The organism is Variovorax sp. R-27 (genome assembly GCF_049913215.1).
GTDB lineage: Bacteria > Pseudomonadota > Gammaproteobacteria > Burkholderiales > Burkholderiaceae_C > Variovorax.
The window spans coordinates 4,072,882-4,093,511 of the sequence record NZ_CP183984.1; the positions used below are offsets into that span (position 1 = coordinate 4,072,882).

General features: G+C 65.8%; 18 protein-coding genes. 7 read left to right on the forward strand and 11 right to left on the reverse strand.

The features are described from left to right. Positions 1-20 precede the first annotated feature (20 nt). The 3 genes from urtC to urtA all read right to left on the reverse strand — a co-directional run bounded on the left by urtC (position 21) and on the right by urtA (position 3,518). Positions 21-1,220, reverse strand: coding sequence for an urea ABC transporter permease subunit UrtC (gene urtC / locus ACN9MV_RS19100; RefSeq protein WP_093176050.1), 1,200 nt, complete (start codon positions 1,218-1,220; stop codon positions 21-23). A gap of 32 nt (positions 1,221-1,252) precedes the next feature. Next, entirely contained in the window at positions 1,253-2,167 is a 915-nt protein-coding gene (gene urtB, locus ACN9MV_RS19105) for an urea ABC transporter permease subunit UrtB (protein ID WP_093055853.1), read from the reverse strand. A gap of 85 nt (positions 2,168-2,252) precedes the next feature. Then, a complete protein-coding gene (urtA, locus tag ACN9MV_RS19110; protein ID WP_093055851.1) occupies positions 2,253-3,518 on the reverse strand; it encodes an urea ABC transporter substrate-binding protein in 1,266 nt (421 codons plus the stop codon). Between the two features lie 257 nt (positions 3,519-3,775). On the opposite strand from urtA, the gene ACN9MV_RS19115 reads away from it, so the two are divergent. The 3 genes from ACN9MV_RS19115 (at position 3,776) to ACN9MV_RS19125 (ending at position 8,909) form a co-directional block, all read left to right on the forward strand. Continuing rightward, on the forward strand, positions 3,776-7,171 hold the full coding sequence (locus ACN9MV_RS19115; RefSeq protein WP_426388975.1) for a hybrid sensor histidine kinase/response regulator: 3,396 nt from the start codon (positions 3,776-3,778) through the stop codon (positions 7,169-7,171). Then, positions 7,149-8,048, forward strand: a complete 900-nt coding sequence (locus ACN9MV_RS19120) for a response regulator transcription factor (protein WP_093055847.1) — start codon at positions 7,149-7,151, stop codon at positions 8,046-8,048. The genes ACN9MV_RS19115 and ACN9MV_RS19120 overlap by 23 nt, the downstream gene beginning before the upstream one ends. 90 nt (positions 8,049-8,138) lie before the next feature. After that, positions 8,139-8,909, forward strand: coding sequence for a TIGR04325 family methyltransferase (locus ACN9MV_RS19125; RefSeq protein ID WP_093073596.1), 771 nt, complete (start codon positions 8,139-8,141; stop codon positions 8,907-8,909). A 24-nt stretch (positions 8,910-8,933) separates the two neighbouring features. Here the strand turns inward: ACN9MV_RS19125 and ACN9MV_RS19130 are convergent, their stop codons facing one another. Beyond that, on the reverse strand, positions 8,934-9,404 hold the full coding sequence (locus ACN9MV_RS19130) for a Spy/CpxP family protein refolding chaperone (protein ID WP_426388977.1): 471 nt from the start codon (positions 9,402-9,404) through the stop codon (positions 8,934-8,936). A 206-nt stretch (positions 9,405-9,610) separates the two neighbouring features. Here ACN9MV_RS19130 and ACN9MV_RS19135 point away from each other — a divergent pair, with 206 nt between their 5' ends. The 4 genes from ACN9MV_RS19135 to ACN9MV_RS19150 all read left to right on the forward strand — a co-directional run bounded on the left by ACN9MV_RS19135 (position 9,611) and on the right by ACN9MV_RS19150 (position 12,437). Then, on the forward strand, positions 9,611-10,507 hold the full coding sequence (locus ACN9MV_RS19135) for an SPFH domain-containing protein (protein WP_426388978.1): 897 nt from the start codon (positions 9,611-9,613) through the stop codon (positions 10,505-10,507). Positions 10,508-10,531: 24 nt separating this feature from the next. Then, a complete protein-coding gene (locus ACN9MV_RS19140; RefSeq protein WP_093073590.1) occupies positions 10,532-10,732 on the forward strand; it encodes a hypothetical protein in 201 nt (66 codons plus the stop codon). A 99-nt stretch (positions 10,733-10,831) separates the two neighbouring features. Continuing rightward, complete coding sequence (locus tag ACN9MV_RS19145) at positions 10,832-11,662, forward strand: substrate-binding domain-containing protein (RefSeq protein WP_258354309.1); 831 nt, start codon at positions 10,832-10,834, stop codon at positions 11,660-11,662. A 40-nt stretch (positions 11,663-11,702) separates the two neighbouring features. Continuing rightward, on the forward strand, positions 11,703-12,437 hold the full coding sequence (locus tag ACN9MV_RS19150; protein ID WP_093073588.1) for a transporter substrate-binding domain-containing protein: 735 nt from the start codon (positions 11,703-11,705) through the stop codon (positions 12,435-12,437). Between the two features lie 19 nt (positions 12,438-12,456). Here the strand turns inward: ACN9MV_RS19150 and ACN9MV_RS19155 are convergent, their stop codons facing one another. The 7 genes from ACN9MV_RS19155 to ACN9MV_RS19185 form a co-directional block, all read right to left on the reverse strand. Then, positions 12,457-12,870: a hypothetical protein gene (locus tag ACN9MV_RS19155; RefSeq protein ID WP_426388979.1), complete on the reverse strand. Its 414-nt coding sequence runs from the start codon at positions 12,868-12,870 to the stop codon at positions 12,457-12,459. 69 nt (positions 12,871-12,939) lie between these two features. Continuing rightward, on the reverse strand, positions 12,940-15,177 hold the full coding sequence (locus ACN9MV_RS19160; RefSeq protein WP_093176063.1) for a M1 family metallopeptidase: 2,238 nt from the start codon (positions 15,175-15,177) through the stop codon (positions 12,940-12,942). A gap of 653 nt (positions 15,178-15,830) precedes the next feature. Then, a complete protein-coding gene (locus tag ACN9MV_RS19165; protein ID WP_093055832.1) occupies positions 15,831-17,165 on the reverse strand; it encodes an MFS transporter in 1,335 nt (444 codons plus the stop codon). Positions 17,166-17,206: 41 nt separating this feature from the next. After that, positions 17,207-18,313, reverse strand: coding sequence for a porin (locus tag ACN9MV_RS19170; protein WP_426388981.1), 1,107 nt, complete (start codon positions 18,311-18,313; stop codon positions 17,207-17,209). Between the two features lie 37 nt (positions 18,314-18,350). Then, positions 18,351-19,319: a PDR/VanB family oxidoreductase gene (locus ACN9MV_RS19175; RefSeq protein ID WP_426388983.1), complete on the reverse strand. Its 969-nt coding sequence runs from the start codon at positions 19,317-19,319 to the stop codon at positions 18,351-18,353. A 19-nt stretch (positions 19,320-19,338) separates the two neighbouring features. Further along, positions 19,339-20,376, reverse strand: coding sequence for a Rieske 2Fe-2S domain-containing protein (locus ACN9MV_RS19180; protein WP_426388985.1), 1,038 nt, complete (start codon positions 20,374-20,376; stop codon positions 19,339-19,341). Positions 20,377-20,388: 12 nt separating this feature from the next. Then, positions 20,389-20,613 carry a recombinase-like helix-turn-helix domain-containing protein gene (locus tag ACN9MV_RS19185; RefSeq protein ID WP_426388987.1) on the reverse strand — a complete coding sequence of 75 codons (225 nt, stop codon included), beginning with the start codon at positions 20,611-20,613 and terminating at the stop codon, positions 20,389-20,391. Between the last annotated feature and the right edge of the window lie 17 nt (positions 20,614-20,630).

The following is a 20,630-nucleotide window of genomic DNA, read 5'->3' on the forward strand; positions in this document are numbered from 1 at the left end:
TGTGGCTCCAGGTTCAGTCGTCAGGCGCGCTGGCTGCCGACGCCTTCGGGCAGCGTGGGTTCGGGTTGTGCCGCGACTGGTGCCACGGGTGCAGGTGCAACAGCAGAGACCGGCGGCTTGACGGCTGCATCGCGCAGCGCCTGGCGACGCGACTTCCACCACGGCCGGATCTTTTCTTCCCACACTCCGGCAAGCCCCATCGGGAAGGCCATGGTCACGCCGATGAAGAGGCCAGCCATCAGGAACAGCCACAGGTCCGGAAAGCTCTCGGAGAACAGCGTCTTGCCCGCATTCACCAGCAGCGCGCCGTACACCGCGCCCACCAGGCTCATGCGCCCGCCTACCGCGCAGAAGATCACCATCTCGATCGAGGGCACGATGCCCACGAAGCTCGGCGACATGAAGCCCACCTGCAGCGCGAACATCGCGCCACCGATGCCCGAGAGCCCGGCCGCCAGGCAGAAGATGAAGACCTTGAAGTTCGACACGTCGTAGCCCGAGAAGCGCACGCGGTCTTCCTTGTCCCGCATGGCAAGCAGCAGCGTGCCCAGCTTGCTGGTCTGCACCCAGCGGCACAGCAGGATGCTCGCCACCAGCAAGCCGACGCAGACGTAATACAGCACGTACTTGGCGCTGTCGGTGCGCGTGTCCCAGCCCAGCATCGTCTTCAGGTCGGTCATGCCGTTCACGCCGCCCGTGTAGCCCTGCTGGCCGATGATGAGCACGGTGCAAATGAGTGCCACCGCCTGCGTGATGATCGCGAAGTACACGCCGCCCACGCGCCGCTTGAACATCGCAAAGCTGACAAGCCAGGCCAGTGCCATCGGCGCCAGCACCACCAGCGCAAGGCTCAGAGGCAGGCTCTTGAACGGCAGCCACAGCGTGGGTAGCTCGGTGATCTGGTTCCAGTCCATGAAGTCCGGAATGCCGGGCGTCGACTGGATCTTGGTCGTGATGGGATCGGAGGCTTCGAGCTTGAGGAACATCGCCATCGCATAACCGCCGATGCCGAAGAACACGCCCTGCCCCAGGCTCAGCACGCCGCCGTAGCCCCACACCATGACGAGCCCCACGGCCACGAAGGCGTAGGTGAGGTACTTGCCCACGAGGTTGAGGCGGAAGATGTCGAGCGACAGCGGCAGCACCACCGCGAGCAGCAGCACCAGGAGCAGCAGGCTGCCGAGCTGGTAGCGCTGGATCGAGGCCTTGATGAAATTCATCGGAACGTTCTCCTGCAAGGGAATCGGGTTCATCAGCGGCGGACCTTGACGGCGAACAGGCCTTGGGGTCGCATCATCAGAATCAGCACGATCAGCGACAGCGTCAGCACCTTGGCCATCGAGCCGGTCATGAAGAACTCGGAGATCGACTGCGTCTGCGCAATGCCAAAGGCCGAAACCACCGTGCCGAAGAGGCTGGCCGCGCCGCCGAAGGTGACGACCAGGAAGGCGTCGACGATGTAGAGCGAACCCGAGGTCGGCCCGGTCGAGCCGATGGTGGTGAAGGCCGCGCCCGCCATGCCGGCAATGCCGCAGCCGATGGCAAAGGTCAGGCGGTCGGTCTTCTTCGTGTCGATGCCGGTGGCGTTGGCCATCGTGCGGTTGGCCACTGTGGCGCGCACCCGCAGACCCCAGCGGCTCTTGTGCAGAGCAATGAGCACGCCGCCCGTGACCAGCGCTGTGAGCGCCAGCACGAACAGGCCGTTGATCGGAATGTCGAGGCCTTCATGCGGCGTCCACGAGCCCATGAGCCACTCGGGCAGCGTGGGGCTCACTTCCTTCGGGCCGATGAAGGTGCGAAAGATCTGCTGCAGGCCCAGGCTCACGCCCCAGGTGGCGAGCAGCGTGTCGAGCGGGCGCTTGTACAGATGGCGAATCAGCACCCACTCCACGATCCATCCGGTGATGAAGGCGAAGACGAAGGCCAGCCCGATGGCGATCGGGAAGTAGTACGGCATGAACGCCGGCGCCAGGCTTTCGGTGATGCGTGCAGCCAGGTAGATCGAATAGGCGCCGATGGTCATGAACTCGCCATGCGCCATGTTGATCACGCCCATCTGGCCGAAGATGATCGCCAGGCCCAGCCCCATCAGCAGCAGCACCGCGAAGAGGCTCAGCCCCGCGAAGCCCTGCATGAGGCCGATGTTCATCATGTCCGACAGAGTCATGGCGGGAAGTCCGGAATGTTGGAGTTGCCCCCTCTCCCGCCAGCGGGAGAGGGTTGGGGTGAGGGCCGACGGCCTGCTTGCTGGCTTACTGGTAGCCCTTCGGGAACGGATCCGGCTTGATCAGCTCAGCCGACTCCGCCACCACCTTGAACGTGCCATCGAGCTGCCCCTGCCCGATACGCGCCTTGCTCCACAGGTGATGGTTTGCATCCAGCTTCACGTACCCCTCGGGTGCCGTCTTCAGCTCGATGCCCGGCGAGCCCGCCACCACCTTGTCCACGTCGAAGCTGCCGGCCTTCTCCACCGCCGCCTTCCACAGCCACGGACCGAGGTAGCCCGCCTGCGTCACGTCGCCGATCACGGCGTCCTTGCCGTACTTCGCCTTGAAGGCTTCCACGAACTTCTTGTTGTTCGCGTTGTCCAGCGTCTGGAAGTACTTCATCGACGAGTAGAAGCCCGCGAAGTTCTCGCCGCCCACGCCGGTCATTTCGTCTTCCGTCACGGCCAGCGTCAGCAGGAATTGCTTGTCGCCGGTGATGCCCGCAGCCTTGAGCTGCTTGTAGAAGGCCACGTTGGAGCCGCCCACCACGGCCGCAAAGATGCAGTCGGGCTTGGCCACCTTGATCTTGTTGATCAGCGAGTTGAAGTTGGTGTGGCCCAGCGGGTAGTACTCCTCGCCCTTGACCGAACCCTTCTGGAAGTTCTCGATGTGCTTGCGCGCGATCTTCATCGAGGTGCGCGGCCAGATGTAGTCGGAGCCCACCAGGAAGAAGGTCTTGGCCTTTTTCTCCTTCGCGCCCCAGTCCAGGCCCCAGATGATCTGCTGCGTGGCTTCCTGGCCGGTGTAGATCACGTTCTTGCTCTGTTCCAGGCCTTCGTAGAAGGTCGGGTAGTACAGGAGGCCGTTCTCTTTCTCGAACACAGGCAGCACTGCCTTGCGCGAGGCGCTGGTCCAGCAGCCGAACACGGCCGCGCAGTGGTCGTTGACCAGCAGCTTCTTCGACTTCTCGGCGAAGGTCGGCCAGTCGGAGGCGCCGTCTTCCTTGATGACCTTGATCTTGCGGCCCAGCACGCCACCCATGGCGTTGATCTGGTCGATGGCGAGCTGTTCGGCCTGGATGGAGCCGGTCTCCGAAATCGCCATGGTGCCGGTGGACGAATGCAGCTGGCCCACCGTCACCTCGGTGTCGGTCACGGCGAGCTTGGTGGTGTTGACCTTGGCCGTGGGGAACTGCCCCTGGCCGAAGCTCAGGCCGCTCAGGCCCATCACGGGCAGCGCGGCGGCGCCCTGCAGCAGACGGCGGCGGCGCAATGCCAGGGCATCGAGAGAAAGATCTGAATCACGCGACATCAGGAAACTCCAGGCAGGTTGTTGGAAAGTAGAGCCGCGCACCATCGCAGTGCATCGGACGGTGCCTCGAGCACCATGGCTGGTACTTTAGAAATCACCCGGGTTTGCGCGAATACGTCATTCAACGTAGCGGCGGGAGCCGGCCCTGCCCGCAGACTCGCGAGCCAGACATCGGTGGAAAACATCGAGGGTAAAGAAGCACAGGGAGCGCTTCTTGCTGTACCTGCCCCATGCCACCGCCGCCGCGAGAACCAGCCATGCAATCCGTCTCCGGACAGAAGATCTTTCGCATCCGCCGCGACTACAACGCCTGGGTCGCGAACGAAACGCTGGAGGACTACGCGCTGCGCTACACGCCACGCAGCTTTCGCAAGTGGTCGGAGTTCCGCGTGGCCAACGCGGCCTTCGGCGCCACCTCGTTCCTGGCGCTGGAGGCCATCGGCGGGGCCATCGCGCTGAGCTACGGCTTCTCGAATGCGCTGTGGGCCATCCTGGTGGTGGGGCTCATCACCTTCCTCACGGGCCTGCCCATCTCGTACTACGCGGCCCGGCACGGCGTGGACATGGACCTGCTCACGCGCGGCGCGGGCTTCGGCTACCTTGGCTCCACGCTCACATCGCTGATCTACGCAAGCTTCACCTTCATCTTCTTCGCGCTGGAGGCGGCCATCCTCGCGTTGGCGCTGCAGATGTACCTCGACTGGCCGCTATGGCTGCTGTACATGGTGTCGTCGATCGTCATCATTCCGCTGGTGGCGCGGGGCATCACGCTCATATCGGGGCTGCAACTGTGGACGCAGCCGATCTGGATCGTGCTGTTCGTCTGCCCCTTCATTGCGGTGCTGGTGAAAAAGCCCGAGCTGTACGCCGACTTCACCAGCCTGGTCGGACGCACTTCGGACAGCAGCGGCTTCGATCCGCTGATGTTCGGCGCCGCCGCCACGGTGGCCTTCTCGCTGGTGGTGCAGATCGGCGAGCAGGTCGACTACCTGCGTTTCTTGCCAGAGAAGACCGCCGCCAACAGTGGCCGCTGGTGGACCGCGGTGCTCATCGCCGGGCCGGGCTGGATCGTGCCGGGCATGCTGAAGATGATGGGCGGCGCGTTCCTCGCCTTCCTGGCCCTGCAGCACGAGATACCGGCCAACCACGCGATCGAGCCCACGCAGATGTACCTCACGGGCTTTTCGTACGTGCTGCGCGACCCGGCCTGGGTGCTGGGCATCACGGTGCTGTTCGTGGTGATCTCGCAGATGAAGATCAACCTGACGAACGCCTACGCGGGTTCGCTCGCTTGGTCGAACTTCTTCGCGCGGCTCACGCACAGCCACCCGGGGCGCGTGGTGTGGCTGGTGTTCAACGTGGTCATCGCGATATTGCTGATGGCGCTGGGCGTATTCGCGGCACTGGAGCACGTGCTGGGCTTCTACAGCAACATCGCCATCGCCTGGGTCGGCGCGCTGGTGGCCGACCTGGTCATCAACAAGCCGCTGGGCTGGAGCCCGAAGACCATCGAGTTCAAGCGCGCGCACCTGTACGACATCAACCCGGTGGGGCTGATGGCGATGCTGGTGGCGGCCGCGCTGGCCATGCTGGCCTACTCCGGCGTGCTGGGGCATTGGGCCCGCGCCTTCTCGCCCTTCATCGCGCTGGTGACGGCCATGGCCGTGTCTCCGCTGCTGGCCTGGCGCACGCGCGGGCGCTACTACCTCGCGCGCACAGACATCGACCGCTGGAAGCCGGGCCAGAGCGTGAAGTGCTCGGTGTGCGACAACAGCTTCGAGTCTGAAGACATGGCGCACTGCCCTGCCTACAGCGCGCCGATCTGCTCGCTGTGCTGCACGCTCGAATCGCGCTGCCACGATCGCTGCAAGACAAACTCGCGCGCGGCCGAGCAGATGAGCGGCTGGCTGCAGGCGCTGCTGCCGCCGGCGCTGTCGGCGCGGCTGAACTTCCGCGTGGCGCACTACCTGCTGATAGCCGCCTCGCTCATCGCGTTGCTGGCCACCGTGGTCGGCGTGGTCTATGCGCAGGAGGCGCTGGCGGGCACCAGCGATTCGGTCATGGCCACTGCCTTTCTCAAAGTGTTCGCATTGCTCTCCGTCGTGGCCGCTGTGGCCGCGTGGTGGGTGGTGCTGGGCAGCGAAAGCCGGCAGATGGCGCAGGAAGAATCGAACCGCCACAACAACCTGCTGGCCCTCGAAATCGAGGCGCACCGCCGCACCGATGCCGCGCTGCAGACCGCCAAGGAAGCCGCCGAGGCCGCGAACCAGGCCAAGACGCGCTATGTGGCCGGCATGACGCACGAGTTGCGCACGCCGCTCAACAGCATCCTGGGCTACTCGCAGATCCTGCTGAAGGGCGACGCGGTGACGCCGCCGCGCGAGGCGGTGCAGACCATCCACCGCAGCGGTGAGCACATGCTGGGCCTGATCGACGGCCTGCTCGACCTGGCGCGCATCGAGGCCGGCAGGCTGCAGCTGGAGCCCGCGCCGCTCGCGCTGCCGGCCTTTCTCGACCAGCTCGTGCACATGGTGCGGCCGCAGGCAGAGAACAAGGGACTGGCCTTCGTCTTCACGCACGCCGGGCAGTTGCCGCCCTGGGTGCATGCCGACGCCAAGTGGCTGCGGCAGATCCTCATCAACCTGCTGACGAACGCGGTGCGCTTCACCGACAGCGGCACCGTCACGCTGCATGTGGATGCGCGGCGCGAGGTGCTGCGCTTCGACGTGGTCGACACCGGCATCGGCGTGGCGGCGCAGGACCACCAGCGCATCTTCCTGCCCTTCGAGCGCGGTGCGGCGGGCCGCCGTCGCGGCGAGCCCGGCACGGGGCTGGGCTTGACGATCACCGGGCTGCTCACTTCGCTGATGGGCGGCGAGCTCAAGCTGGCCTCGACCTCTTCGCAAGGCAGCACCTTCAGCGTGCGGGTGTACCTGCGCGAGGTGGCCGACCCCGGCCCGCAGGCCAGCAAGGCCGGCGCGCTGCGGCAACCCGTGTCGGGCTACATCGGCGCGCGCCGCACGCTGCTGGTGGTCGACGACCAGCCCGTGCAGCGCCAGATGCTCGCCGGCATGCTCGCGCCGCTGGGCTTCGAGGTGCGCGAGGCTGCGAGCGGCACCGAGTGCCTCGACAGCCTGCGCGAGGAGCTGCCCTCGGCCATCCTGCTCGACCTGACGATGGACGACATGGACGGCTGGCAGACCGCCGCGTCGGTGCGCGCCTCGGGCTTTCGCGACATCCCGATCATCATCGTCTCGGCCAACATGTTCGAGAACCAGAGCGAGCGGCTGCGCGCGGCGGACTGCCAAGCCTTTGTGGGCAAGCCGGTGATCGAGTCGGCGCTGATCGCCACGCTGGAGCGGCACCTCGGCCTCGAATGGCTGTCGGGCAGCGAGGCGTTGCCGCCCGCCGCTGCAGAAGACGCGCCGCAGCGCCCGCGCCAGCTTGCCCTTTCGGAAGACGACCGCGCCGAGCTCATGCGCCTCGTGCAGATGGGCCACGTGCGCGGCCTGCACACGGCGCTCGACCGGCTGGCGGCCGCCTCGCCCGCAGCGGCATCGACCTGCACCTGGCTGCGCGGCATGGTCACGCGCTTCGAACTCGACAACCTCCGCAACGCATTGGCCGAAGATGCAGACACCCTCACCCCCTGAATCGCCATCATCATCCGAACGCCCCGTGGTGCTGGTGGTGGACGACGCACCCAGCAGCCTCGGCATGCTGTGCGACACGCTGGAGGCCAGCGGCTACACCGTGCTGGTGGCGGCCGACGGCGAGGCCGCGCTGCAGCGGCTCGAACTGGTGGTGCCCGACGCAATCTTGCTCGACGGCCTGATGCCCGGCCTCTCGGGCTTCGAGACCTGCAGGCGCATCAAGGCCAACCCGGCATGGGCGCACATTCCCGTGCTGTTCATGACGGGGCTTTCTGAAACCTCGCACGTGGTCGAGGGCTTCGAGTGCGGCGGCGTCGACTACGTGGTGAAGCCGATCCGCGCGCAGGAGGTGCTGGCGCGGCTGCACACGCACGCGCGCAACGCGCGTATCACGCGCATGGCCCGCGACGCGGTTGACGTGGCCGGCATGGGCGTGGTGTTCATCGACACGCGCGGGCGCATCGCGTGGCGCTCGCCGCAGGCCGCGCTGTGGCTGCATGCGCTGGAAGACCCGGTGGCGCCGGGCCTGCTGCCTGCTTCGCTGGAACCGGCTCTCGCGCCGGGCGCGGCCATTGCCATCGGCACCGCCACGGGCATGCGGCTGTCGGTGCGCAACCTCGGCGCGGCGGCACTCGGCGAGACGATGCTGCTCTTCGCCATCCAGCGCGAGGGGCCGGCCGCCCGCCTGGCCGACGCCGCACTCACGCCGCGCGAGACCGAGGTGCTGTCTTGGCTCGCCAAGGGCAAGACCAACCGCGACATCGGCGAGATCCTGGGCACCAGCCCACGCACGGTGAACAAGCACCTGGAGCACATCTTCGAGAAGCTGGGGGTGGAAACGCGGGCGGCTGCGGCGGCGCTGGCGAGCGGTATGTAACCCCCATGGGGTAACCGCCCCAACGGCACTGGGCTATAGCCCTCGAATGCTCCGGTTGCACCCAGAATGGGCATGCCACCGGAGAAATAGATGCTTTCAAGCCTTCTGCAGTTTCCTCCCCGCGAAAGTGCGTACAGGCGCAAGTTCCTGAACAACACGGACGAGAACCTGTTCATGGGTTCGTTCGAGAGCTTCGCGGCGGCCGAGGCTGGCGCACCGCCCAGCAAGGCCGTTGGCTACGCCAATGCCGACGCGGGCGAGCTCTACAGCCCGCAGATCTATTTCTACGACTATCCCGGCCTCTTCTGGCTGGGCCGCTCCATCGATGCAGGCCTGACGCGCGTGTTCGACCTGGGCGGACACGTCGGCATCAAGTACTACGCCTTCCGCCGCGTGCTGAGCTACCCCGACACCCTGCGCTGGACGGTGTGCGACGTGCCTGGCGTGGTCGAGAGCGGCCGCGCGATGGCCGTCAAGCGCGAAGCGACCGAGCAGCTCGGCTTTACCACCGACTACCGCGATGCGAGCGGCTGCGACGTGCTGTATGTGTCGGGCAGCCTGCAGTACCTGCCGACCCGCATGGACGCGATTCTTTCCGCACTGGCCGTGAAGCCCAGGCGCATCGTCATGAATACCACGGCCGTGCACCCGGAACGCACCATCTACACGCTCAACAGCATCGGCGTGGCCGTGTGCCCGTACCGCATCCAGCACCACGACGAACTCCTGGCCGACCTCGCGCGCTCCGGCTACAGGAAGCGCGATGTGTGGCGCAACGAGGGCAAGCCTATCGAGGTTCCCTTCGTCGACGGCGGGGACAAGCCGTACTACGCGGGCTGCTGCTTCGACCTCATCACCTGATCGCCCGCCGATGCATCGGCCCGGTCAGGGAATGACGGCCGGCAGGTTCTGGTCGGCCGTGTGGCGCTGTTCGGGCGTCATTGCGTCGTAGAGCTTCGACAGCGCATCGCTCACCGCCTGTGTGCGCCGGGCACGATCTTGTGCCTGCATGGCGCGCTGCTGCGCGAACTGCACGGCGGTCAGGTCGTCTGGTGGTGCCGCAGCGGTCATGCCGGCGCGGCTGGCCATGTCCCACACCGCATCGGAGAAGCGGTCCCACAGCTGGGACTGCTCGGGCGTGATCATGAGTTGCACGCGCAAGTCGTAGAGCTTGTCGCGGATTTTGCCCGCAGCGGTTGCCGGCGTGGACAGGCCATCGCCTGTGCGCGGGCTCGTCGTGCTGTCGGGCCGCGTACCGCGCCGGCCTCCGCCACCGCCGAATTGCGCAAAGCAATGGCCGCTCACGGCGACAAGGGCTGCGGCGAGCGCGAAGCGCTGCAGGGGTCGATTCATCATCATTGCAGGTTCCTTCGATGCCTGGCCCTCGAAGGACCACCGCGCATTTCAGGCGCGGCAGCTGTCCCGGGCGTTGCGAGCCCGTAAACCCGGGGTAAAGCAGGCCGTCTTTACTTCTGGATCGAGGCAGCGCTTCATCGGCGTCGAAAACATCTTGACGGCCTTCAAAAAGATATTAAAGTGATATCACTTTTAACGGAGGCTACATGCAAGAGAAGACCCCCACAACACCGCGCAAGGTCCGCAAGGAGCGCCCCTACCGGTCGATCAACGGCTACGGCGTGTCGGCCGTGGTGCTGCTGCTGATCGTCGTCGGCGCATGGGCGCTGGTGCAGCGCCTGATGCCGCTGCCCATGAGCATTCTGCTGATCGTGATCGGCCTCGTGCTGATCCCTGGCCTCTACATGCTGCAGCCCAACGAGGGCATCATCCTCACGCTGTTCGGCGAGTACCAGGGCACCGACCGCACCGAGGGCCTGCGCTGGACCAACCCGCTGCAAAGCGGCCAGAAGATCTCGCTGCGCGCACGCAACCTCAACACACCGCCGCTGAAGGTGAACGACAAGCGCGGCAACCCGGTGGAGATCGGCGCGGCAGTGGTGTGGAGGGTCTACGACACGGCGCAGGCCGTGTTCGAGATCGACGACTACAACAAGTTCGTCGCCATCCAGGCCGAAGCGGCCATCCGCCACCTTGCCACTCTCTATGCCTACGACAGCGGCGACGACCTGCAGAGCGAAGAAACCACGCTGCGCGCCGGGCTCGACACGGTGGCCGATGCGCTCAAGGACGAGCTCAACCAGCGTTTTGCCAGCGCGGGCGTCGAAGTGCTCGACGCCAAGCTCACCCACCTCGCCTACGCCCCCGAGATCGCTCAGGTGATGCTGCGCCGCCAGCAGGCGGTGGCCATCGTCAGCGCACGGCACCAGATCGTGGCGGGCGCGGTGGGCATGGTCGAAGCGGCTCTCAAGGGCCTGTCGGAGCGCAATCTCGTGGTGCTGGACGACGAGCGCAAGGCCTCGATGGTGTCGAACCTGCTGGTGGTGCTGTGCTCCGACCGGGAGACGCAACCCGTGGTCAACACCGGTACGCTGTACACCTGAAGCCCGTCTCTCTACCCGCACCCGATGGCCAGTCCCGGAAAAAAATCCTACCCCCTGCGCATCGATCCGGCCCTGTGGGCCGAGATCGAACGCCTGGCGGCGCAGGAGCTGCGAAGCGCGAACGCGCAGGTCGAGTTCCTGCTGCGCGAAGGGCTGGCCAGGCGAGGAAGGCTGCCCGCCGCGGACGCGGGCAAGCCCGACGAGCCTGCGTCATCCCCTCAGTGATAACCCCGAATCCGCTGAAGGCCGAATGACAGCCACGGCTTCTACGATGGCAGTAGCAGGCGGCGCCCACGCCGCCGCTCCCTTCCTTCTGGAGACATCGTGACAAAGCCCATTCTTTTTTCTTCCTTTCGCACCCTCACCCGCCGCGCAGCCCTTCCGCTGATTGCGGCCCTCGCACTCGCCGGCTGCGGCAGCCTCGGCGGCGGCAGCAAGCCCGCCGGTGGCGACATCCACGTCATGACCTCGGGCGGCTTCACCGCCGCCTACAACGACCTGCGCCCCGAGTTCGAGCGCAGCAGCGGCCGCACCGTGAAGACGGCATACGGCGCCTCGATGGGCAACGCCGACGACTCGATCCCCAGCCGACTCGCGCGCAACGAGCCGGCCGACGTGGTGATCCTCGCTCGCCCCGCGCTCGATGCACTCGTCGCACAGGGCAAGGTCGTGCCCGGCAGCCAGGTCGACCTGGTGCGCTCGGCCATCGGCTTCGCGGTGCGCAAGGGCGCGCCCAAGCCAGACATCAGTTCCGTCGATGCACTGAAGCGCACGCTGCTCGCGGCCCCGTCCATCGCCTACTCGGCCAGCGCAAGCGGCACCTACTACGAGACCGAGCTGCTCAAGAAGCTCGGCATCGAAGACCAGGTCAAGCCCAAGAGCAGGCGCATCCTGAGCGAGCGCGTCGGCACGGTGGTAGCGCGCGGCGACGCGGCGCTCGGCCTGCAGCAGGTGAGCGAGCTGTTGCCCATCGCGGGCATCGACTACATCGGCCCGCTGCCGGCAGAAGTGCAGCAGGTGACGGTGTTCTCTGCCGGCGTGGCCACCGCATCGAAACAACCCGATGCGGCACGGCAACTGATCCGCTATCTCAACTCGCCCGCTGCCGCGCCCACCATTGCCAAGACGGGGCTGGAGCCACTGACCGCGCCGTAAACTGACGCGCATCCCCCAGCTCTCATCGACGACCCACGCCATGACGATCTCCCCCGCCCTCGTTTCCGCTTTCGCGCCCGGCGGCACGCTGCGCGCCTCGATCAACCTCGGCAACCCCATCCTGGCCAACAAGGACGCGGCCAGCGGCGAGCCGGTAGGCGTCTCGATCGATCTGGCGCGAGAGTTCGCACGGCGGCTCGGTGTAGGCGTCGAGCTGGTGGTGTTCGAGAAGGCGGCGGCTTCGGTCGAGGCTGTAAAAAACGAAAAGGCCGACATCGGCTTCTTCGCCATCGACCCGGCACGCAGCGAAGGGCTGCTGTTCACCGCGCCCTATGTGCTGATCGAGGGTAGCTACCTCGTGCCCGAAGCTTCGGCGCTCGCCGACAACGCGCAGGTCGATGCGAAGGGCCACCGCATCTCGGTCGGCTCAGGCAGCGCCTACGACCTGTTCCTCACGCGCGAGATCAAGGCAGCCGAGATCGTGCGGCTGCAGGGCGCGGGCCCGGCGCTTGCTGCGCTGCGTTCCGGCGAAGTCGAAGTGGCGGCCGGCATCCGCCAGATGCTCGAAGGCGAAGCGCAGCGCGCACCCGGCGTGCGCGTGCTGCCGGGCCGCTTCATGGTGATCCAGCAGGCCATGGGCACGCCGGCCAGCCGCGGCGCCGCAGCACAAGCGCTGCTCGCCGCCTTCGTCGAAGAGATGAAGGCCAGCGGCTTCGTGGCCGATGCGCTGAAGCGCCATCGCATCGAGGGCGCGAGCGTGGCACCCGCGGCCTGACCTACCGGCGCTTCAGCCGTCAGAGCTTGTACGCCTCCACCGGCCCCCGCGAGTAGAAGAGAAAGTAGCCCGTCGAAGTCTGGAAGCCGTTCTTCTTCCAGCCCGCCGGCACTTTGAAGATGCCTAGCTGCTCGCTCGCCATGCCGACGAAGGCGGTGCTCTCCTTGTCGGTGGTGATGCGAGCCCATTGCTCGCGCGTGACCGGCTTCATCTGCATCTTCGGTTCGCTCCACTCGGGCGTGCGCACCTTGTCGCGCATCACGTAGCGGTTGCCCTGCTTCTCTATCTTGATCAGTTCCTTGAGCGCGCCGTTCTGCTTGACGGCGTAGGTGCCGACCAGTTCGGCCTCGGGTCCGCTGCTGCTGCTTGCGCCGCATGCGGCAAGCAGCAATGCCGACGCCCCGGCGGCCAGCCATTTCAATGCTGTGTTCATGTTGATCCTCGTGCGATGAGGCGCGCACCGACCGATATGCCGGGCGGCGCGCGCCGGTTCAAACAACGCTCAGCGCTTGTCGTTCTCGCGCAGCTTCAGGCTGCCCTGGAAGCGCAGCGCATGCGGGTACTCTTCCTTCTCGACCCCGGCATCGACCGCCGCCATCTTCTGCTGGCTCACCTGCGTCTTGGCCAGCAAGGTCGCCGGCAGGTTGACCACACCCTTGATCTGGTCGTACTGCGCCTGCGTGATGCGCCCCACGCTCAGCAGCCGGAACGCATCGCGCTCGATGTTCAGCAGCAGCGGCTTGTTGCTTGCAAAACTCTGCGCCTTGGCCAGCAGTGCGCTCCACGACTGCGCGCTGTAGTTGCTCACGTAGTAGTCCTGCCCGGTCGGCCCGGCCAGCACGGCCGTGCAGCCTGGTAGCTCGATCTGCGTGCTGTTGTTCGACATCACGAAGGTCTGGCGCTTTTCCATCGCGTCGCCGTATGCCAGCGTGACGGGAACGGTCCAGGTCGAGGCCGGGTACACGTTCTGGTTGGGGAACGACTCCTGCGTGATGTTCACGTAGGTGCTGTTGCCCGCGCACTGCGCATCGACCGTGAGCAGCGGAATGCCGGTCTGGCGGATGAGGCTGTCGCCGATGTCGCTCACCTTCTTGTCGGTGGCCTTCTCCAGCGAACTCCACAGCCGCGAAGGCGTGACGTTGCCGTACGCGTAGTCCTTCAGGTAGATCTGCAGGCCCTTCTGCATCGCCTCTTCGCCGATGTAGTTCTGGATGGTCTCCAGCACGTGGCTGCCCTTGTTGTAGACGAAGATCGACGGGCTGATGAAGCCGAACGAACCCGCGTCGTTGAGGTTGCGCTGCACCGGCACCGCCGTGTTCTTCAGGTCGGCCACGATCACGTTGTGCTTGTCCAGCACGTAGTCGGAGAAGCTGTAGTACTCGGGGTGGAACTTGATCGTGGTGCGCCTTTCGAACCAGCGCGCGAACGACTCGTTGAGCCACACGTTGTCCCACCAGTCGAGCGTGACCAGGTCACCGAACCACTGGTGCGCCACCTCATGCGTGACCACCGTCACCGAGTACAGCGTGGGCGTGTCGCCCGGCTTGGTGAGCACCGAATCGGCAAACTCGAAGATCGAGCCCCAGTTCTCCATGCCGCCGAAGCCGGTGTTGGGCTTGTTGTTGTAGCTGTCGTTGGCCGCGACGGTGTCGAACTTCTTGAAGGGCAGCGGGATGCCGGTGTACTTGTAGTAGTAGTCCATCGACACCTTGGTCCACTCCATCGCGAACTTGGCCCAGTCGGCGCGGCCCGGCGGCGTGAACCAGCGCAGCGGCATGTCGCTGCCGTCGAGCGGGTTCTTGAAGTTGTCGGCCAATATGTCGAACTTGCCTCCACCGAAGAAGGTCAGGTACATCGGCATCGAAGGCGTCTTCTCGAAGGCCACGCGCTGGTAGCCGTCGGGCAGCTTCGTTGCCTCGGTCTGTGCGCCGTTCGACACCGTCTTCCAGTCGCCCGGCACCTCGGCCGAGATCTCGAAGGTGTGGCGGAAGGCCGGCTCGTCCCAACCCGGGAACCATTGCCGCGCATAGTTGGTTTCGCCCTGCGTCACGATGGCATCGCTGCTCACGCCCTCGGGCGTGGAGAGGCCCACCTTGAAGATGCCTGTGGCGGCCGAACAGAACGGGTTGCGCGCCACCTCCGCGGGCGGGCAGTACTCGGCGTCGGAGAACTGGATCTTGCCGTCCCACTCCATGTGCAGCAGGTACTTGCCCTTTGCGATCTGGCCGTCGTTCAGGCGCAGCTGCACGAAGTCGCCCAGCGTCTGCGGCGTGGGAATCAGCGGAATCGCCTCGGCGGGGCTCGACACCTTGCGCAGCGTGGTGCGGCCCTTTGCAAAGTTCAGGTTGTGCGCGGCAACGACGATGGCGTCGACCGGCTTGAGCACTTCGATCTCCACATCGCCACGGCCCACGAAAGTCTTGAGCGCCGCATCGGGACGGAACCACAGCTTGTAGTTGCTGGGCCAGACGGTGTCGGGCAGTTCCATCGGCTTGGCCGAACGATCGACCGCTGCAACGGCGGCATTCGCCGCATTGGGCACGCCGTCGTCGGGCGTCTTCGAGGTGGGGTCGGACACGGGCGCCGAAACAACGGAGTCCGACGGTGCGCTGAGGCCGGTGCCGGCACCGCCGAGCGAAGCGCCGCCACTGTCTCCGCCGCCGCCGCATGCCGTCAGAACGGCAAGGGTCACTGCGGTGATGGCAAGATGATTGACCACCGGGGTACTGAATTTTTTCATGATCGCCTCTGAGTACTCTTGGTAAGAAGAAACATGCGCCGTCCCGCATGCGCCCGGCGGATAGCCGGCGATGCGCGTGACGCGCGCGGTGATGAGATGAACAACGGGGTTATCTGGGAAGAAAAACGGGCAACACACTGCCCTCCCGGCGAACGCTTTCGTTCGTCAGGACCGCACAGTCATGCAAGGTCGCACCGCGTGCGAGGCGGTGGTCCCAGGATGCGGGGCGTAAGAGGTTCCATTCCCGTCAGACGCGGGGTGATGGGATGCAAGCGCGGGGCTGTAGTGCGAAGGCTCGCGCTCAGTGCCGGCGCATCTGCGCGGTGCGTTTCCGCGAAGCGGAAGCGGCACGAGCCATGTCGGTTATGGCAAGACTTTCTGCGGCTCTTGTCGTTGATTTCACGCGCATTCCCTCGTCCATTGATGTGCGCCAGTTTTAGCTGAACGAACAAGTCAGCTCAACGAATCGCGGAACTTTTCTCTCTCAAAATGTTCGCGCGCCATAGGCCGAATGGCGTCATGACATGCAGCGCATGCCGTGCGCTATGTAGATGGTTCTAGCGCCGAAACACCTGCTCACGCAGATGACAGAAATCGACCCCATGCACTGTGACCGCGTGGCCACAGTACGAAGGTACAAGCCTTCGAAAAGCTCAGGAAAGCTGTGAACCTGAGACTGCTGCAGCGCCGTGCGCGCGGTCGCGCAGCCACAGCAAGAGGCCGCATGCGAACACCACGACCTGCGTGCCGATCAGCAGCGCAAAGCCCGCGAAGAAACCGGAGGCCGATGCCGCCGATGCAGCGGCCGTGCTCGCGGTGCCCGAGACATGCGACACCGCGCCGATCACGCCGCCCATCAGCGCCGGCATGAAGCCCGCCACGAGGCTGCCCGCGCCATTGGTCACGCCGAACGCACTGGCCGTGTGCTCGGGCCGCGAGCAGTACTGCACCGTGCTCGGAATGGCCGGACTCTGGAGGCCCCAGAAGAAGTTGGCCGCCACCAGGCAGCTTGCCGCCGCGTATGGATCGCGTGCGTTGATGGCCATCAGCACCGACAGCGCCACACCCAAGCTCGCGCCCATGAAGATGAAGGGCACGCGCTCGCGCCCGACCTTGTCGATGAGCACACCGCCCACGAACACAGCAAGCACCGTGGCGTATTGCGGCAGCGAGGCCAGCCAGCCCATCTCGCGCATCGAAAAGCCTCGCGCTTCGCGCAGATACGTCGGCAGCCAGTTGCTGCTGCCCCAGAGATAAGCCAGCGCGGCCGAGGTCAGCAGCGTGATGAGGAACAGGTGCCGCGTGTGCAGCGCGCCCTTCACGATGCCGCCCACGCGCGCCATCGCCTCACCGAACGACGAAGGCTTCACGCCATCGGCATGCACCGGCGGCATGCGCACGAAGGCCAGCACCAGCGGAATGCCGAGCACGATGTTCAGCACGCCGAGCACGTGGAACGATGTGTCCCACGCGAACTGCGTGAGCAGATAGCCAACCAGCGGATAGCCAATGGCCAGCCCCAGCCCCGTGCCCATGTTCACGAAAGCATTGGGCTTGCCGTTTTCATCGCTACGGAAATGCGCCTTGATGTACGCCGAGGCCAGCGAGAACAGCGGCCCCTCCGACACGCCCAACAGGATGCGCGAGGCCAGCAGCATGCCGTAGCTGTGGAACATCGGCGAGGCCCACGTCACCACGCCCCAGAGGATCAGGCCGTACACCAGGCTGCGCCGCACGCCGAACAGCGCCGAGCAGAACGGCGTGAGCACGAAGGCCGACACGCCGTAGCCCAGCATGAAGGCCGTCGCGAGGAAGCCCTGGCTCACGCGGTCGGTGGCCGCGATGCCCACATGGTTCAGGAACGCGGCATCGGTGATCAGCACCGCGATGTTGATGCGGTCCACGTAGGAGATCGCGACGATCACGAACAGCGTGATGACACCGTACCAACGAAAGTTCTTGCTACTGCGGATGCTGTTGCTCTGCATGACCTGTCCTGCCGATGTGGGGTGGTGACGCGCCCGTGCGCCTAGAACATGTGGCGCATGCCGAACTCTGTGCCGCTGGAGGCGCGGTTCGGCGCGGTGATAGCGCCCGAAAGGGCTTGCGACGCACCATTGCTGTTGCTGATGCGCGCGATGGTCGCGTACAGCGCGGTGCGCTTCGACAGGTTGTGCACATAGCCGATCGCCAGCTTCGACGAGGTTGGCTTCAGCGCTGCACCGACAGGCTCCAGCCGGTAGCGCGCATACGAGGCCTTGATCTCGCCGGGCCCGATGGGCAGCTGCAAGCCGATGAGCGCGCCCTTGGCATCGGTCGTGCCCTTCGACTCCTTGTACAACTCGCTCGTGAGCTTGAGGTTCATGAGCGACGCATCGAAGGTGTAGGACGCGCCGAGGTTCGTCACGCGCAGGTCGCCGTTCGCATAGCGCGTGCGGCCGGTGGCCAGCGCGATGTTGAGCCCGCCGCTCTGGTAGCCGAAGCGCGCGCCCGTGTGGTCGCCGTCATGCTCGTTCGACACCCGAGTGCCAGGCAGCACCGAGTTGGAATCGTTCTCGCCCATCGCGTACATCACCTGCCCGTAGAAGCCGCCGAGGCTGGCCGGCAGCAGGTAACCGATGCTGTTCGAGGCACGCGTGCCCGTGGGCGCGACGAGGCCACCGAGGCCCGAGAAGTAGATCTGGTTCGCGCCGATGCCGCCGCCCGTGCCGAAGGGGTCGAAGATGGCGGTGTTCCAGAACGCCGGCACATAGTCGCGCCCCAGCCGCAGTTCGCCGAACGGCCCTGCAAGGCTCACGGTGGAGCGGCGGTTGAAGCTCAGCACGCCCGCGGTGCCGTTGCCGCTGGCCTGGTTGTTGGAGTTCGACGGAAAGCCCGTGCCGCTGTCGTTCTGCAGACCCATCTCCAGCCAGAAGTTGGCCGAGTAGCCACCGCCCAGGTCTTCCGTGCCGCGAAAGCCGAGGCGGCTGAACATGTTGCCGCTGTTGGTCAGCTGCGTCTTGTGGGCCGAACCGTTGCCGCTGCCCTTGGTGTAGGTGACGGCTGCGTCGACCACTCCGAAGAGCGTGAGGGAAGATTGGGCCAGCGCTCCGCCAGCCGTGCTGGCCGCAGCCAGCGCGATCAAGTAGTTTTTCATTGGATTTTCGGGAGTGGTTTTTCTCTGGCCGCGGGCCTCAGATGTCGAGCACCAGCCTCTCGCCCTTGCAGCGGGAGACGCAGATCATCATGGTCTTGTTGGACGCACGTTCGATCTTGGTGAGGATGCCGTCGTGATGGTCGACCTCGCCTTCGAGCACAGCCGTTTCGCAGGCGCCGCAGACGCCTTCCTTGCAGCTGTGGTCGGGGTTGAGGCCGGCGTCGATCAGGCTGTCGAGAATCGACTTGCCCGCCGGCACCTCGACGCTCTTGCCGCTCTTCGCGCACTGCACCACGTAGCTCTGCGTGGCGCTGGGCGCCTCCACATGCACGGCGGCGAAGCGTTCGATGTGCGCGTTGGTGTAGCCCAGTTGCTCGCAGCCCTTCTCGAAGGCATCGAGCATCGGCGTGGGGCCACAGCAGTAGTAGTGGCTGGCGCTGCCCTTACCCGACAACAGCTCGACGAGGTTGGGCGGCGCGCCCTTCTCGTCGTCGAAGTGCCAGGTCAGCTGCACCGACTTTTCTTTCGCCAGCGCTTCGATGGCATCGCAGAAGGCAGCCTCCTTGCGGGTGCGTGCGCAGTACAGGATCTCGACCGGCTTGCTGATGGCCACCAGCCGCTGCAGCATGCACCAGATGGGCGTCACGCCGATGCCGCCGGCCACGAGCACCGAGCGTTCCGCGCCCTCCTCCAGCTTGAAGTTGTTGCGCGGCGCCGAGATGGGCAGCGTCATGCCCACGCGCAGCTGCTGGTGCACGTAGCGCGAGCCGCCGCGGCTCTTGCGGTCGTTGAGCACGCCCACCACGTAGCGCTGGCGGTCGCTCGATGGGTTGCACAGCGAGTAGCTGCGCACAAGCCCGTTGGGCAGGTGCAGGTCGATGTGGGAGCCGGCCTCGAAGGCAGGAAAGTCCACGGCAGGCGTGGCCGGCCGGAACTCGACGCTCACGATGCCGTCGGCCTCGTAGCGCATGGTGTGCACGAGGGCGTTGAGCGTGGGAGAAGACATGGCGATGCTCGCTTCCCGCTCAGGCCGTTGCGGCTTCCGCCAGCTGGGCCTGCGCCAGGTTGCGCATGTGGCGGCGCAGGCGAACGATGCCCAGGTCGTGCTGGTACAGGTTCTCGTGCTGATTGGCGTCGGGCTCCATCTCCTCGAGCATCACGCGATCCTGCTCCAGCACGTGCCAGTGGCGCGCTTCGAGACGGTTCTTGTAGAGGAAGCGCCAGGTGTCGCGCTGCCAGCCCGGCTCCAGCTTGCGCACGCGCCAGAAGAAGGTGGCCGTCATGCCCTTCACGATCGGCGAGAAGGCTCCAATGATGATGAAGTTGCCGCCAGGGCCGCCGGTCTTGGGGTACGGAATTTCCAGGCGCATCCAGTGGATGCCGGTGTCGGCCCACTCGGTCCAGTCGAAGTTGACGTTGCGCTGGCCTTCCTTCTCGAACACGAAGCCGATGTCGGTCGGGCGAATGCCGAACTTCGCGCTCGAGTCGCCCTCGGCCATCGAATGCGACTGCTTGTGCAGGTACGTGCCGTGCATCGGGTCCATCACGTTGTCGAGCACGTAGCGGTAGTCGCCCTTCCACTCGGTGTAGCAAAGGAAGCTCGAATACTCGGCGTCGTCGGTCAGTTGCTCGGGCAGCATCAGCGGCGGCGGAATGTCGACCGGCTCCTTCGAGTTGTAGAGAAACACCGCACCCGCGCGCTCCTGCACGTGGAAATGCCGAGTCGCCTTCGAGCCTTCGAGCTTGCAGCCGGGGCTGCCGGGCACGCGCGTGACGACACCGTCATGCCGCACCTCGACGCCGTGATACGGGCACGAGAGGCGGTCGCCCAGCACCACGCCCTGCGACAGCGGCGCACCGCGATGCGGGCAGCGGTCTTCCAGCGCATGCAGCACGCCTTCGCCGTCGCGCCACAGCGCGATCTTGCGGCCGAGGCGGCGCAGGGAGATGGGGTTCTCCTTGATGAAGTGCGAGGGGCAGATCGGATACCAGAGGTCCTTCAGACCGATCTCCAGAAGATGATCGACAGGATCGGCGGGAACGGGTTGGATGGCGATGGTCATGGTGGGTACTCCTCAGGCGGCCAGCGCGGCCATTTCCTTGCGGTACAGCGCCTCGGTCCAGGACTGGCCGCCCGGCGTGGCGAGGCCGCTATCGTTGAGCCGCTGCACGAGCCCTGGCAGGTCGTGGATGCCGTCGCCGAAGGCGCGCTCGATCACGTCGCCCAGCAGGTCTTCGTAGGTGGTCGCGGGGCGCTGGCGCGCCTGGTGCGGTTGCAGGTAGCGGTCTTGGGGTTGCATCGTGAGCCTCCGTGGGG

Coding starts and splice junctions, on each gene's coding strand:
- ACN9MV_RS19165 (WP_093055832.1), bottom strand. CDS start 17,165: ATGCAGAGCAACAGCATCCGCAGTAGCAAGAACTTTCGTTGGTACGGT.
- urtA (WP_093055851.1), bottom strand. CDS start 3,518: ATGTCGCGTGATTCAGATCTTTCTCTCGATGCCCTGGCATTGCGCCGC.
- ACN9MV_RS19170 (WP_426388981.1), bottom strand. CDS start 18,313: ATGAAAAACTACTTGATCGCGCTGGCTGCGGCCAGCACGGCTGGCGGA.
- ACN9MV_RS19155 (WP_426388979.1), bottom strand. CDS start 12,870: ATGAACACAGCATTGAAATGGCTGGCCGCCGGGGCGTCGGCATTGCTG.
- ACN9MV_RS19120 (WP_093055847.1), top strand. CDS start 7,149: ATGCAGACACCCTCACCCCCTGAATCGCCATCATCATCCGAACGCCCC.
- ACN9MV_RS19150 (WP_093073588.1), top strand. CDS start 11,703: ATGACGATCTCCCCCGCCCTCGTTTCCGCTTTCGCGCCCGGCGGCACG.
- ACN9MV_RS19130 (WP_426388977.1), bottom strand. CDS start 9,404: ATGATGAATCGACCCCTGCAGCGCTTCGCGCTCGCCGCAGCCCTTGTC.
- ACN9MV_RS19160 (WP_093176063.1), bottom strand. CDS start 15,177: ATGAAAAAATTCAGTACCCCGGTGGTCAATCATCTTGCCATCACCGCA.
- ACN9MV_RS19140 (WP_093073590.1), top strand. CDS start 10,532: ATGGCCAGTCCCGGAAAAAAATCCTACCCCCTGCGCATCGATCCGGCC.
- ACN9MV_RS19125 (WP_093073596.1), top strand. CDS start 8,139: ATGCTTTCAAGCCTTCTGCAGTTTCCTCCCCGCGAAAGTGCGTACAGG.
- ACN9MV_RS19180 (WP_426388985.1), bottom strand. CDS start 20,376: ATGACCATCGCCATCCAACCCGTTCCCGCCGATCCTGTCGATCATCTT.
- ACN9MV_RS19175 (WP_426388983.1), bottom strand. CDS start 19,319: ATGTCTTCTCCCACGCTCAACGCCCTCGTGCACACCATGCGCTACGAG.
- ACN9MV_RS19135 (WP_426388978.1), top strand. CDS start 9,611: ATGCAAGAGAAGACCCCCACAACACCGCGCAAGGTCCGCAAGGAGCGC.
- urtB (WP_093055853.1), bottom strand. CDS start 2,167: ATGACTCTGTCGGACATGATGAACATCGGCCTCATGCAGGGCTTCGCG.
- ACN9MV_RS19185 (WP_426388987.1), bottom strand. CDS start 20,613: ATGCAACCCCAAGACCGCTACCTGCAACCGCACCAGGCGCGCCAGCGC.
- ACN9MV_RS19115 (WP_426388975.1), top strand. CDS start 3,776: ATGCAATCCGTCTCCGGACAGAAGATCTTTCGCATCCGCCGCGACTAC.
- urtC (WP_093176050.1), bottom strand. CDS start 1,220: ATGAATTTCATCAAGGCCTCGATCCAGCGCTACCAGCTCGGCAGCCTG.